This window comes from Massilia sp. CMS3.1, from assembly GCF_051262535.1.
Lineage (GTDB): Bacteria > Pseudomonadota > Gammaproteobacteria > Burkholderiales > Burkholderiaceae_D > Telluria.
Genome location: NZ_JBIMES010000001.1, coordinates 123,802 through 138,091, shown reverse-complemented (window position 1 = coordinate 138,091; position 14,290 = coordinate 123,802). Strand labels below are relative to the sequence as shown.

The following is a 14,290-nucleotide window of genomic DNA, read 5'->3' as shown; positions in this document are numbered from 1 at the left end:
AAGCCAGCAATGCGCCAATACCTCGACTTCATGCGCCATGTGAAAGAGCACGGCGCTCCCAAGCTTGATCGCACCGGTACCGGCACCTTGTCCGTGTTCGGGCACCAGATGCGTTTCAATTTGCAGGACGGTTTTCCGCTGGTGACCACCAAGAAGGTGCACCTGAAGTCGATCGTCCATGAACTGATCTGGTTCCTGCAGGGCTCGACCAACATCGCCTACCTGAAGGAGAACGGCGTCTCGATCTGGGACGAATGGGCCGATGCGAACGGCGAACTCGGTCCGATCTACGGCCACCAGTGGCGCAACTGGCCCACGCCATCGGGCCAACACATCGACCAGATCAGCCAGGTCCTCGAGCAGATCAGGAACACCCCCGACTCGCGCCGCATGATCGTCTCGGCCTGGAACGTGGCCGACATCCCCCAGATGAAGCTGCCGCCCTGCCACGCGCTGTTCCAGTTCTACGTCGCCGACGGCAAGCTGTCCTGCCAGCTCTACCAGCGCAGCGCCGACATCTTCCTCGGCGTGCCTTTCAATATCGCCTCCTATGCGCTGCTGACCCACATGATGGCGCAGCAGGCGGGCCTGGAAGTGGGCGACTTTGTCTGGACCGGGGGCGACTGCCACCTGTACTCGAACCACCTCGAGCAAGCCGCCCTGCAGCTGTCACGCGAACCCTTCCCGCTGCCGACACTCGTCATCAAGCGCAAACCGGAATGCTTGTTCGACTACCGCTTCGAGGATGTCGAGTTTGTCGATTACCAGTCGCATGCGGGAATCAAGGCGCCGGTCGCGGTATAGGCGCTGCAAGCCTCCAGGCCAGCCGTACACGATTGACAAGGCGGGACTCAGGCTTTAGATTGAAACATTGCCCGCCTCGCGCATGCCTGGCGGGTTTTCCTTTTCTCAGGATCGCATCATGACCGAAGACCTGCTCGCGGAGCCAGTCTTGCCCCAGCCTGCCGACGTTTCACCTCGTTCACCCACCCTGCATATCGACGTTGAGGCCGACCCGACGACGGGATACGCGGCGATCCAGAACAACCTCCCGGTACTGCGTGCGCTGACGCTCACCAACCCGGGCGATGCGCCGTTGGAAGACGTCGAAGTCGTGATTGGCTGCGCCCCCGCCTTCGCGCGCGGCGAACGGCTGCACTTCGAGCGCCTGGCGCCGGGGGAAGTGCGCCGCATCGCGCCGCTCGACCTGAAACCCGATCACGCCTACCTCGCCGGGCTCGACGAGTCCGAGCGCGGCGCGCTCAAGGTCAGCGTCAGCGTGGGCGGCGAACCGGCGGCAGAAGCCCTGCGCCCGGTCGAGGTGCTGGCCTATGACCAGTGGGCCGGAACCCGCGCCTTGCCGGAGTTGCTGGCCGCCTTCTGCATGCCCAATTCGCCGGTCGTCGACCGCCTCGTGGCCAAGGCCTCGGCGCTGCTGCGCGCAGATGCGCCCGGCTTGTCGATGAGCGGCTACCAGTCGAAGAACCGCGAGCACGCCTGGAAGCAGGTTTCCAGCATCTACAGCACCATCGCAGCCCTTGACCTGCAGTACTCGAATCCGCCGGCCTCCTTCGGCAACGACGGACAAAAAATCCGCACGCCCGAGCGTATCCTCGACACCAATGTGGCCACCTGCCTCGACCTGGTGATGCTGTTCGCGTCCTGCCTCGAGCAGGCCGGCCTGAATCCAGTCCTGTTGCTGAAAGCCATGCCTGGGTCGGCGCCTGGCTGGTCGACACAAGCTTCCCGACGGCGCTGGTCGATGACGTGCAATCGGTACGCAAGCGCGTCCAGTCGGGCGAACTCGTGGTGTTCGAGACCACGGTTGTCGCCAGCGGTGCGCGCACGACGCTGCGCACGGCTTGCAAACAGGGCGAAGACCAGCTGGCGGGCGACATGGCGTTTACCTGCGCCATCGACGTGCGCCGCGCGCGCGAAGCCCAGATCCGCCCGCTGCCTTCGCGCTCCACTTCGGCCACGCCGGCCGTCCCGACCCTGGAAGACGGCGCGCCGGCGGTCGAAGAGATGCCGCCCCTGCCCCCGCTCGACCCGGCTGGATTGCCGGCACGCGAGCTCGCGGCCGACACGCCGGAGGGGCGCCTGGCGAAGTGGAAAAGCCGGCTGCTGGACCTGACACTGCGTAACCGCCTGCTGAACTTCAAACCGTCGAAGACGACGCTGCGCGTGATCTGCCCCGACCTGGGCGCCTTTGAAGACAGCCTCGCCGAGGGCAAGGAATTCAGGATCCGGGCGGCGCCGCCCTTGATGACCGGCGCCGACAACCGCGACGCCGCCGTGTACGGCGCGCGTCATGGCGCGCCTCCCCTGGATGCGCTCGCGCTCGACGCACTGGGCCGCGGCGAAATCGTCGTCGACAGCACAAGCGAGGCCCTGGACGCGCGCCTGCTCGAAGTGTTCCGGGCCGCCTCGACGGGCCTGGAGGAAGGCGGCGCGAATACCCTGTTCCTGGCCTTCGGCTTCCTGCAATGGCAGGAAAGCATGGACGCCGAAGCGACCCACCTGGCGCCGATCCTCCTCATTCCAGTCACCCTGTCGCGCCAGTCGGTGCGCAGCGGTTTCCGCTTGATGCGCCATGATGACGAGGCCCTGGTGAACCCGACCCTGCGCCAGAAGCTGGCCCGGGACTTCAGCCTCAAGCTGCCGGCCTTCGATGTGCTGCCGGGCGACGAGAAAGGCATCGACGTCGCCGCCGTCCTGCAAACCTTCCGCCTGCACGTGGGCGAATTGAAGGGATGGGAGGTGAAGGAGACGGTGGAGCTGGGGATCTTCTCGTTCACCAAATACCTGATGTGGAAGGACCTGCAGGACCGCCACCGGCAACTCCAGGAAAACAGCGTCGTCGCGCACCTGATCAACAATCCGGGCAAAGCCTTCCTGAATGAACCGCTCGGCTTCGAGCCGCGCACGCTCGACGAGACGCACCGGCCGCATGACCTGTTCGCGCCGATGCTGTCGGATTCCTCGCAACTGCGCGCCATTTGCGTGGCCAGCGGCGGCAAGAACCTGGTCATCGAAGGGCCGCCCGGCACGGGAAAAAGCCAGACCATCACCAACCTGATCACCCATCTGCTGGCGACCGGGCGCACCGTGCTGTTCGTGTCCGAGAAGATGGCGGCGCTCGACGTCGTGCACCGGCGCCTGAGTTCACTGGGTCTCGGCGCCTTCTGCCTCGAGCTGCATTCGGCCAAGGCGCGCAAGGCCGATGTGCTCAAGCAGCTCGGTGCGGCCCTGGAGGCGGCCGGCACGCGCACCGTGCGCGACTGGGAAGTCGAAGCCAAACGCCTGTGGGCCTTGCGCCAGGACCTGAACGGCGTGGCAGAAGCCCTGCACCGGGTACACCGCAACGAGTTGACTATCTACGACGCGATCGGCACCACGGTCGGCCACCCGGGCTGGCGTCCCGCGCACATGCACTTTCCCGGGCTCGACACGCATTCGCGGGCCGAACTGGACGCCTTGCGCGCCAGTTGCCGCCAGATGGCGGCGCTCGCCGGCCAGCTCAGCGGCCTGTCCAGCCATCCGCTGGCGCAGCTTGCGCGCCGCGACTGGACGCCCACCTGGGAGCAGGAGCTGCTGCAGGGCGCAAGCACCCTGGAAGCGAAGGCGAGCGCCCTGCAGGATGCGGCCGGACGCTTCTTCGGTTTGCTGGGGCTCGACCACAGCGACCTGTCGCTGGCCGAGCTGACCGTGCTCGACGAGCTGGCCGGCATCCTGCTGGCCGCGCCACAGGTCCCGGTGGGCGTGGCGCGTGCCGCCCATGACGAGGCCGCGCGCAGCCGCTTGTCGGTATTGCGCCGGCACGGCCTGGCGCGGGCGCGAGCCTGGGAGCTTTTCGGGGGCGCCTGGCGCGAGGACGTGGCTGCGCTCGACGCGCAGGCGCTGCGCCTCGAATGGAGCGCGGCCGTACAAACCTGGTGGCCGAAAAGCTGGTTCGCCAGGCGCGCCGTCCTGACGCGCCTTTCCGGCTACCGCAGCGATGGACAGCCCCTGCTTGACGCGCATATGCCAGGCATGCTCGATACCCTCGCCACGCTGAACCGGGAAGACGCGGCGATCGGAACGCTGGCGCCGCAGGCAGAAACCCTGCTGCAGGACGATTTCGCCCGTCACAAGACCGACTGGGCCAGGGTCGAGGCGGCCGAACAATGGGCGGCGCGCTTTGCGCAGGCGACGCTGCGTCTCGCGGGCGGCGACGTGGAGCTCATGGGCTTGTTGCGCGACAAGCTGGGTGCCCTGGTCGACAGCGAGCGCGCACTGCTGGGCGGCGACATGGCGCATGGACGCATCCTGCTCGCCTACCGCGATGCATGGCGCCAGTGCGTCGACGGCATCGATACCGTAACGGGACTGGCCGGCGCCAGCCACCTGCTGGGCGACGATGCCAACCCGGCGGCATTGAGCCGCCTGCTCGCCACCCTCCAGGGATGGCGCCTGGCCGCGCGCCAGCTGCAACCGTGGAGCCTGTGGCAGCGCGCCCGTTACGACGCCGTCAAGAACGGCCTGCAGGGAATCGTCGACGCCCTGGAGGCGGGCGACACGCCCCTGGCCAGCGTGGCCGACTATTTCGAATTCAGCTACCGCAACTGGTGGGTGCGACAAGCCATCGGCGCGGAAAGCGTCCTGTGCGCCTTCTCGAGCGCCGACCACGAACGCAAGATCCTGGAATTCCGCCAGGCCGACGAGCGCTTCCAGACCTTGACCCAGCAATACGTGGTGGCCAGGCTGGCCGGCCAGATCCCGATTGGGGGCAGCACCGCGCCGGGCGCCGATTCCGAGATGGGCAAGCTGCGCCGCGAACTGCAAAAGCAGCGCAAGCACATGCCGGTGCGCCAGCTGGTGCAGAACCTGCCGACCCTGATGCCGCGCCTGAAACCCTGCCTCTTGATGTCGCCGCTGTCGGTGGCCCAGTATCTCGATGCCGGCCATGCCCAGTTCGACGTCGTCATCTTCGACGAAGCCTCCCAGATTCCGGTCTGGGACGCCGTCGGGGCGATTGCCCGCGGGCGCCAGCTGGTCTGCGTGGGCGACCCGAAGCAGCTGCCCCCCACGAGCTTCTTCAGCAGGCTCGATGAGGGCGAGGACGACGGCGAGGACGAACTCCAGGACCTGGAAAGCATCCTCGATGAGTGCCTCGGCATCGGCATGCCGCAGTTGACGCTGCACTGGCATTACCGCAGCCGCCACGAAAGCCTGATCACCTTCAGCAACATCACCTATTACGACAATGCGCTGATCACTTTCCCGTCTCCGTATACCGAGGACACGGGCGTGCGTTTCCAGCGCGTGATTGGTGTCTACGATCGCGGCGGCTCGCGCACCAACCGCGCCGAGGCCGACGCGATCGTCAAAGCCATCGAAGCGCATTACCTGGATCCTGCCAGGCGCCGCCAGACGGTCGGCGTCGTGACCTTCAATCAGGCGCAGCAAAACCTGATCGAGCGCCTGCTCGACGAACGGCGCCGGGCCTTGCCGCAGCTGGACGCGGCGCTGGCCCTTGCCGCCCAGGAGCCCTTGTTCATCAAGAACCTGGAAAACGTCCAGGGCGACGAGCGCGACATCATCTATTTCTCGATTACCTACGGTCCGGACGCGGCCGGCAAGGTGAGCCTGAACTTCGGCCCGCTCAATCTCGAAGGCGGACACCGGCGCCTGAACGTGGCGGTCTCGCGCGCGCGCCAGCAAGTGGTCATTTTCAGCACCTTGATGCCGGAACAGATCGACCTGTCGCGCGTGCGCGCCAGCGGCGTGCGCGACCTGAAGCACTACCTGGAGTTTGCGATCCGCGGACCGCGCGCACTGACCGAGCAGCGCATCCCGACCGGGCGCGAACCGGATAGTCCCTTCGAACGCCAGGTCATCGCCCTGCTGCGCGAACGCGGCTGGGAGGTCCACCCGCAAGTCGGTGTGTCGGGCTTCAGGATCGATATCGGCGTGGTCGATCCGCGTGCGCCGGGGCGCTACCTGCTCGGCGTCGAATGCGACGGCGCCAGCTACCACTCGGCCGCCACCGCGCGCGACCGCGACCGGCTGCGCCAGCACGTGCTGGAAGGGCTGGGCTGGGAACTGCACCGGATCTGGTCGACCGACTGGTGGATCAATCCGGAGGAACCAGGCAGGCGCCTGATTGCACGCCTGGAGACGCTGGTGAACCAGCCGCTCGAGAGCGAGGCCGAGGTGCTGCCCGAGCCCGAGCCGGTTGCACCGCCTGACGCCGATCCTCCATCGGCTCCGGTCGAGGCGCTGCCGCCGCTCGAGGCCGCGCCGGCATCCAGCCTGCCGGTGTACCGGGCCGCCGTGATCGACGGCGGCGAGGCCGACCTGTTCTATGACAAGGCGTCGACGATGCTGATCCGGGCGCAGCTGGCCAACGTGATCCGCAGCGAGGGACCGGTCATGCAGGGTGTGCTGTTCAAGCGCGTCGCGCGGGCCTGGGGTATCGCGCGCCTGACGCGCCGGGTCGAGGAGCACCTGGCGCGGCTGGTGCCGCATGCGCCGGCCGCCTCAAACGATGGCGCGCACGTGTATTGGCCTGAAGGCGTAACGGGCGCGGCCTGGGACGCGTTCCGTGTCCCCGACCAGGACCCGGATTCACGCCGCGGCATCGACGACATCTGCGTCGAGGAACTCGGCAATGCCGCCTCTTACGTCCTGGCGCAGCATGGCGCCACGGGCACGGAGGGCCTGGCGCGGGCGGTATGCCGGCTGTTCGGCATCAGCCGTACCACGGCAGACGCCGAGGCGCGTATCGGGCGTGCGCTGCTGGCCGAGCCGGCGGCAAGCCGGATCGTTGTCGAGGACGGCCTGGTGCGGGCGCTGCGGCGGTGACCACTGCGGATATCGGTAGCGTCGTGGCGCTGGCATCGCGCACCTTGCGCAGCGCGCCACCAGAGTCGTTCGAGCGCCTTGTTGTGCGCGCAGGCGTCGGCATCGATGGGGACATCCATGCCGACGCCCTCTCGCCGCGCCAGCTGCTGCTGGCGAGCAGCGGCGCCTATGATGCATTGCGCCTGCCGCCCCATGCGCTGCACGAGAACCTGCTGATCGACGCGGACACCGCGCAACTGGCTTCGGGCACGGTTCTGCAGGTCGGCAGCGAAGTGCGGCTGCGCATGATGTTCCAGTGCGAAGCCTGCGGCCAGCTCGACGTTCAGCAAAGCGGGCTGGCGCGTCGGCTTGGGCTGCGGCGCGGCATGCTGGCGCGGGTGCTCGCCGGCGGCACGATCCGGCGCGGCGACCGGGTGCGCGACCTCGGCGTACTCGAACAGCCCTGGCTTGACGATTGGCGTGAGCGGGTACGGTGCGTGCTCGATGCGGTCCCGCCGGATGCGGTGATCGAATACCGCCACCTGGCGCGCCTGGCCGGGATCCAGTCGAGCTACTGCCGTGCTTTTCCGCGGCTGCTGGCCAAGCTTGGAGATGGTTACGCGGCGAAGGCGGTGTCGGCGCAGTCGGCCCTGCCGCGCCCGCGCTGGCAGGGCGAAGGTTTGTTCGAGGGGCGCTGACCTCCCGCGGTGCACAAGACGCTTGACACGCTGCCCCAGTCGCGACACCATCTGCCCTCCCCGCTTGATCAATCGACAAGGACTACCGATATGCACGTGCCCGCCCCTGCTTTTCACCGTCATCCAGGGGATGCCCGATGAGCCGCCTGACCCTGGTCGTGGCGATCGATGCGCAGCGCGGCATCGGGATCGACAACAAGCTGCCCTGGCACCTGCCGGAAGACCTGGCCCACTTCAAGCGCGTCACGCTGGGCCAGCCGATCATCATGGGCCGCAAGACCTTCGACTCGATCGGCCGCCCATTGCCGGGCCGGCGCAACATCGTCGTGACGCGAAATGCCGCGTGGTCCCACGCGGGCGTCGATGCCGTCGCCTCGCTGGAAGCGGCGATCGCCCTCATCCAGGACGAACCGGCCAGCATCATCGGCGGCGCCCAGATCTTCGCCTCGTCCATGGACATTGCCGAGCGCATGATCGTCACCGAGATCGATTACCGCTTCGACTGCGACACCTTCTTCCCGCCGATCGACCGCGACATCTGGATCGAACGCGAGCGCGAAGCTCACCACTCCGACGCCAACGGCTACGACTACGCGTTCGTCACCTATGCGCGCAAGGGAACCGCCGCTTGAGCGTGCCCGGTGCGCGGAACCTGGCCTCGTCGGTACTGATGTGCGCCGTACCCGGCCGCATCCCGGTTACTCTAGTAAAAAACTCACACCGGACAGCGGATTTTCTGCGAAAATCCGCTTCTTATTTTCGGTGCCGTGCGAGGCGGGCCGCCCAACCTGGGCGCGCTTGCCCCACGGCGCTTCGCATTGGAGCTGTCAATGAAATTTCGTTTCCCCATCATCATCATCGACGAGGACTTCCGGTCCGAGAACACGTCCGGCCTGGGCATTCGCGCCCTCGCCGCCGCGATGGAAAAAGAAGGCATGGAAGTGCTGGGCCTGACCAGCTACGGCGACATGTCGTCGTTCGCGCAGCAGCAGTCGCGCGCCTCGGCCTTCGTGCTGTCGATCGACGATGAGGAATTCGGCGCCGGCTCGTTCGAGGAAACCGACCATGCGCTGACGCGCCTGCGCGCCTTCGTGGAAGAGATCCGCCACAAGAATTCGAACATCCCGATCTATATCTACGGCGAGACGCGCACCAGCCGCCACATCCCGAACGACATCCTGAAGGAGCTGCACGGCTTCATCCACATGTTCGAGGACACGCCGGAATTCGTCGCGCGCCACATTATCCGCGAAGCGAAAGCCTATCTCGACAGCCTGGCGCCGCCCTTCTTCCGCGCGCTGGTCAACTACGCCTACGACGGTTCCTACTCGTGGCACTGCCCGGGCCACTCGGGCGGCGTCGCCTTCCTCAAGTCGCCGGTCGGCCAGATGTTCCACCAGTTCTTCGGCGAGAACATGCTGCGCGCCGACGTCTGCAACGCGGTCGAGGAACTCGGCCAGTTACTGGACCATACGGGTCCTGTCGCCAAATCCGAACGCAACGCCGCGCGCATCTACGGCGCCGACCACTGCTATTTCGTCACCAACGGCACCTCGACCTCGAACAAGATGGTCTGGCACTCGACCGTCGCTCCCGGCGACATCGTGGTCGTCGACCGCAACTGCCACAAGTCGATCCTGCACTCGATCATCATGTGCGGCGCGATTCCCGTGTTCCTGATGCCGACCCGGAACAACCTCGGCATCATCGGCCCGATCCCGCTCGAAGAGTTCACCGAAGAGTCGATCGCTCGCAAGATCGAAGCCAACCCGTTCGCCCGTGAAGCGAAGGACAAGAAGCCGCGCATCCTGACGATTACCCAGTCGACCTACGACGGCGTGGTCTACAACGTCGAGACCCTGCGCGAAATGCTGGACGGCCGCATCGAGACACTGCACTTCGACGAAGCCTGGCTGCCGCACGCGACCTTCCACGACTTCTACAAGAACATGCACGCGATCGGCCGCGACCGCCCGCGCGCCAAGCAGTCGATGATCTTCTCGACCCAGTCGACCCACAAACTGCTGGCCGGCCTGTCGCAGGCCTCGCAGGTGCTGGTACGCGAATCCGAAACGGTGAAACTCGACCAGGACGCCTTCAACGAAGCCTTCCTGATGCACACCTCGACCTCGCCCCAGTATTCGATCATCGCTTCCTGCGACGTGGCAGCGGCCATGATGGAAGCGCCGGGCGGCACCGCGCTGGTTGAAGAATCGATCCTGGAAGCGCTCGACTTCCGCCGCGCCATGAAGAAGGTCGACGCCGAATTCGGCAACGACTGGTGGTTCAAGGTCTGGGGTCCGGACACCCTGTGCGAAGAAGGCATCGGCACCCAGGCAGACTGGATGATCAGCGCCGAGGACGACTGGCACGGCTTCGGCAAACTCGCGCCGGGCTTCAACATGCTCGACCCGATCAAGGCGACCGTCGTCACCCCTGGCCTGTCGCTCGACGGCAAGTTCGGCGAGAGCGGGATCCCGGCCTCGATCGTGACCAAGTACCTGGCCGAACACGGCGTGATCATCGAGAAGTGCGGGCTGTACTCCTTCTTCATCATGTTCACGATCGGTATCACCAAGGGCCGCTGGAACACGCTGGTGACTGCACTGCAGCAGTTCAAGGACGACTACGACCGCAACAAGCAGATGTGGCAGGTCATGCCCAAGTTCGCCGCCGCCAATCCGCGCTACGAAACGAGCGGCCTGCGCGACCTGTGCACCCAGATCCACACCTTCTACAAGCAGTACGACGTGGCACGCCTGACCACCGAGATGTATTTGTCGGACATGGTCCCGGCGATGAAGCCGTCGGACGCCTTCGCCAAGATGGCGCGCCGCGACATCGAGCGCGTGGCGATCGAAGACCTCGAAGGCCGCACTACTGCGATCCTGCTGACGCCTTACCCGCCGGGCATTCCGCTCCTGATCCCGGGCGAGCGCTTCAACAAGATCATCGTCGACTACCTGCGCTTCGCACGCGACTTCAACGAACGCTTCCCGGGCTTCGAGACCGACGTGCACGGGCTGGTCAAGCGTGAGGTGAATGGCAAGCGGGATTACTTCGTCGATTGCGTGAAGCTGGACTGATTGCTGTTTCGCTGATGTGAAAAGAGGAGCCGCTGGCTCCTCTTTTTTTGTTGGCGGTGGTCCACCCTACCGACGCTTTAACTCAACGATCGGCTCCGTCGTGATGGCGGGCACCGTATTCATCTCGGCCCGCGCCTGCATGATCACACTGCGCGCCGCCGTCAACCCGAGCACACCCATCACCCCGGCCACGACCAGGTCCGGCAAGCCGCTGCCCGTCTGGTAGACGCCGAGCGCCGCCAGCATCACGGCGACGTTCCCGATCGCGTCATTGCGCGTGCACAGCCAGACCGAGCGCATGTTCGAGTCGCCGTTGCGGTACGCGAACAGCAGCACCGCCACCAGTCCATTGGCCGCCAACGCCGCAAAGCCGATCGCGCCCATCGTCGAGGCCCGCGGCACGGTGCCGGCCGCGAGGTGCCACAAGGCCGTACCGATGACGAAGACGCCGTAGGCACCCATGCTCATCCCCTTGACCAGCGCGGTGCGCGAACGCCAGATCGGCGCCATGCCGAGCACGAACAGGGAGATGCCGTAGTTGGCGGCGTCGCCGAAGAAGTCGACCGCGTCGGCCAGCAGCGACACGGAGCCCGCCGCCCAGCCGCCGACCAGCTCGACGCCGAACATGAGCGCGTTGACGACGAGCGCGATCCAGAGGATGCGCCGGTAGACCGGGTCCACCGGCGGTTTGTCGGCTGAACACCCGCCGCTGCAGCAATCGGCCATGGCGGCCTCCGCTAGAAGTGATACAAGATTTGAAGCCTGCCCTTAAAAAACGTATCAGGTTTTCGGCAGCGTCACGCCGACCTGGCCCTGGTACTTGCCGCCGCGGTCCTTGTACGAGGTTTCGCAGACTTCGTCGGATTCGAAGAACAGCACCTGGGCGCAGCCTTCGCCGGCATAGATCTTGGCCGGCAGCGGCGTCGTGTTCGAGAACTCGAGCGTCACATAACCTTCCCATTCCGGCTCGAACGGCGTGACGTTGACGATGATGCCGCAGCGCGCATAGGTTGATTTACCCAGGCAAATGGTCAAGACATTCCTCGGGATGCGGAAGTATTCGATGGTGCGCGCCAGCGCGAACGAATTCGGCGGGATGATGCACACGTCGCTCTTCACATCGACGAACGAGTTCGAATCGAAGTTCTTCGGGTCGACGATGGTACTGTTGATGTTCGTGAAAATCTTGAACTCGTCGGCGCAGCGGATATCGTAGCCATACGACGAGGTGCCGTAGGAGATGATGCGGCGGCCTTCTTCCTCGCGGACCTGGCCAGGTGAGAACGGCTCGATCATGCCGGTTTCTTGCGCCATGCGGCGGATCCATTTATCGCTCTTAATTGCCATGCTGGGTTCTTTCAGGATTGCTTGGAATCCCACGATTTTACGCGAAAAGCCCGGTGCGGTCGCCCTCAGGCTTGTCCTTGCGCCAGCATTGACTTGCGCTCGACGCGCGTGCCCAGCAGGCGCTGGATCATCTCGTGCGTGAGCCGGGCGGCGCGCTTCGGGTGCTCGAGCGGGTACAAATGGGATCCCTCGGTCATGATGAAGTTGGGGCCGACGAGTTTGCGCGTCGAGGCGAGACCCGCCTGGCGCAGCTCTTCCGAGTTGTTCGCGCCAATGAAACCGATCGGCACCGGAAAACCGCGGCCGATCACCTGGCCCATGTGGTGCGGCAGGCCATTGTAGATGGCCGTTTCGACAGCGCGATCGAAGCGCAGCTGCACCCCGTCCGGATGGGGCGCCAGGCCGACGTCGAGGTAATCGTCCAGCACGCCCGGCGCCCAGGCCGCGAAGATATCCTTCGAGATGAAGTGTTCATGCGCGGCGGCCCGGTTCGGCCAGACATTGCGGCGCCGCTCAGAAAAGCGCGCCGGCGAAAAGCGCGCGCCTTTACCGAGCAGTTTGACCACGCGCCAGGCCTGCGCGCGCCAGCCGGCCACCACGGGCGAGTCGAGCATCACGACGCAGCGCGCCAGTTCGGGACGGCGCGCCGCCAGCATGGTGCTCAGCATGCCGCCGAGCGAATGGCCGACCAGGATCGCCGGGCGGCCATGGCGCTCGAGGTCCGCACCCAGTTCGTCCACCAGGCCGCTCCAGCCATCGCCCACCGGGAAGCGCGGATCGTGCCCGACCATGTCGGTCGTATGGACCTCGTAATGGGAGCGCAGGCCGCCGAGCAGCTGGCGGTAGGTACCGGAAGGGAAGCTGTTACCGTGACAGAAATGCAGCAGGGGCTTGGTCATGAAGCGGGCGGGGCCAATCGGAAGAAGCCCTGATTGTAATGTGAGCAGCTCGTGCGTGAACTTCCTTTAGAGGGAAACACCTACAGTCAGCGTCGCGACATAGCCATTCACGACGTCGCCCGTCATCGACGCCATCTGCAACGCCGTGCCGTCGACGAATACCTTATCAAGCGCGTAGCTGATGCGCGCCAGGTTGCGCACGGATGCGCTGTAGCCGTTGGCCGTGTACACGTCGTTGCAAGTGGCCAGCGGGAAGGCGAACTGCGAGGTCTTCACGCGGTTCGCGGCACTCGTCGCCTTGGCCAGCGTCGGATACACCTCGACGTGCACCTGCGGCATGCGCCCGTCATAGCAGCCGGGGAAGATGGTGGTGAAGGTGACGACACCGTCGGCGTCCGCCTCCTGCACGCCGCGCAGGTAGTTCTCCGCGCTGATCGCGCTCGAAGACATCGCGTAGTTGCCGTCGCGGTCGCAATGCCAGAGGTAGACGGGCGTGCCGGCGGCGGCCGTGGTGCTTGCGCTCGTGCCGGCGCTCGAACCGGCGGCGCAGCCGTACAGCGGCACGGCAGCGGTACCCGCGAACAGCCAGCGCAGGCTTTGGCGCCGGCTGGCGGCAGCCTGTAAATTGCCGTAAAGCGGAGGTAGAACCGCGTAAGTCGCGGCGAGGACACAGCCATGTAAAGAACGGTAAATGGCATCGCGCAACGCGCCCGGGGGAGAACGGCGCTGCTATCATCCCGGGGATGAACCATGTCCTGCTGATCGACGACGACATCGAGCTCGTCGCCATGTTTACCGAATACCTGGAACAGGAAGGCTTCACGGTCGCCTGCGCCCACCATGGTGCGACAGGTGCGCGCGAAGCCCTCAGCGGACGCCATGCGATTGCGATCCTGGACGTGATGATGCCGTCCCTGAACGGCATCGACACGCTGCGCCGCATCCGCGCCGCCAGCAAGATCCCGGTGCTGATGCTGACCGGCCGCGGCGACGACGCCGACCGCATACTCGGCCTGGAACTCGGCGCCGACGACTACGTCACCAAGCCCTGCACCCCGCGCGAGCTTACCGCGCGCGTGCGCGCCATCCTGCGCCGCACCCATGACGCCGCACCAGGCGGGGATGCCGGCGTCGTGCTCACGGTCGGCAAGCTGACCATGCTGCCCGAGCAGCGCCGCGCCACCTGGGACGGCGCCAACCTGGAACTGACGAGCACCGAATTCAACCTGCTGGAGGTGCTGGCGCGCCATGCGGGCCGCCCGGTCAGCAAGGGCGAGCTGTCGGAACAGGGCCTGGGCCGGCCGCTGGCGCGCTTCGACCGGAATATCGACGTCCACCTGAGCAGCCTGCGTCACAAGCTTGGCACCTTGGCGGACGGCCGCTCGCCGCTGCAGACCGTGTACCGTCTCGGCTACCAGCTCATTCGCGTGTGACG

At 65.9% G+C, this 14,290-nt stretch carries 10 protein-coding genes; 6 read left to right on the top strand and 4 right to left on the bottom strand.

Annotation, left to right across the window (positions count from 1 at the left end; all coding sequences use genetic code 11):
* Positions 1–9: 9 nt before the first annotated feature.
* The 5 genes from thyA to ACHAC9_RS00575 all read left to right on the top strand — a co-directional run bounded on the left by thyA (position 10) and on the right by ACHAC9_RS00575 (position 10,609).
* Positions 10–804 (top strand): thymidylate synthase, encoded by a 795-nt coding sequence (gene thyA, locus ACHAC9_RS00595; RefSeq protein WP_435756082.1) that lies wholly within the window; start codon positions 10–12, stop codon positions 802–804.
* A gap of 963 nt (positions 805–1,767) precedes the next feature.
* On the top strand, positions 1,768–6,846 hold the full coding sequence (locus ACHAC9_RS00590; RefSeq protein WP_435756080.1) for a DUF3320 domain-containing protein: 5,079 nt from the start codon (positions 1,768–1,770) through the stop codon (positions 6,844–6,846).
* Positions 6,843–7,523: an MOSC domain-containing protein gene (locus tag ACHAC9_RS00585; protein WP_435756078.1), complete on the top strand. Its 681-nt coding sequence runs from the start codon at positions 6,843–6,845 to the stop codon at positions 7,521–7,523. The genes ACHAC9_RS00590 and ACHAC9_RS00585 overlap by 4 nt, the downstream gene beginning before the upstream one ends.
* Before the next feature lie 137 nt (positions 7,524–7,660).
* A complete protein-coding gene (locus ACHAC9_RS00580; protein ID WP_435756076.1) occupies positions 7,661–8,155 on the top strand; it encodes a dihydrofolate reductase in 495 nt (164 codons plus the stop codon).
* A 198-nt stretch (positions 8,156–8,353) separates the two neighbouring features.
* The gene (locus ACHAC9_RS00575; RefSeq protein ID WP_435756074.1) at positions 8,354–10,609 is read left to right on the top strand and encodes an Orn/Lys/Arg decarboxylase N-terminal domain-containing protein; all 2,256 of its coding nucleotides are present in this window, start codon (positions 8,354–8,356) and stop codon (positions 10,607–10,609) included.
* Positions 10,610–10,675: 66 nt separating this feature from the next.
* On the opposite strand, the gene ACHAC9_RS00570 is transcribed toward ACHAC9_RS00575, so the two are convergent.
* The 4 genes from ACHAC9_RS00570 to ACHAC9_RS00555 form a co-directional block, all read right to left on the bottom strand.
* A complete protein-coding gene (locus tag ACHAC9_RS00570) occupies positions 10,676–11,335 on the bottom strand; it encodes a cation transporter (RefSeq protein ID WP_435756072.1) in 660 nt (219 codons plus the stop codon).
* A 54-nt stretch (positions 11,336–11,389) separates the two neighbouring features.
* Entirely contained in the window at positions 11,390–11,956 is a 567-nt protein-coding gene (dcd, locus tag ACHAC9_RS00565; RefSeq protein WP_435756071.1) for a dCTP deaminase, read from the bottom strand.
* Positions 11,957–12,021: 65 nt separating this feature from the next.
* Complete coding sequence (locus ACHAC9_RS00560) at positions 12,022–12,855, bottom strand: alpha/beta fold hydrolase (protein ID WP_435756069.1); 834 nt, start codon at positions 12,853–12,855, stop codon at positions 12,022–12,024.
* A gap of 66 nt (positions 12,856–12,921) precedes the next feature.
* Positions 12,922–13,560, bottom strand: a complete 639-nt coding sequence (locus tag ACHAC9_RS00555) for a hypothetical protein (protein WP_435756067.1) — start codon at positions 13,558–13,560, stop codon at positions 12,922–12,924.
* A gap of 38 nt (positions 13,561–13,598) precedes the next feature.
* On the opposite strand from ACHAC9_RS00555, the gene ACHAC9_RS00550 reads away from it, so the two are divergent.
* Positions 13,599–14,288 (top strand): response regulator, encoded by a 690-nt coding sequence (locus ACHAC9_RS00550; RefSeq protein ID WP_435756065.1) that lies wholly within the window; start codon positions 13,599–13,601, stop codon positions 14,286–14,288.
* Positions 14,289–14,290: the final 2 nt, after the last annotated feature.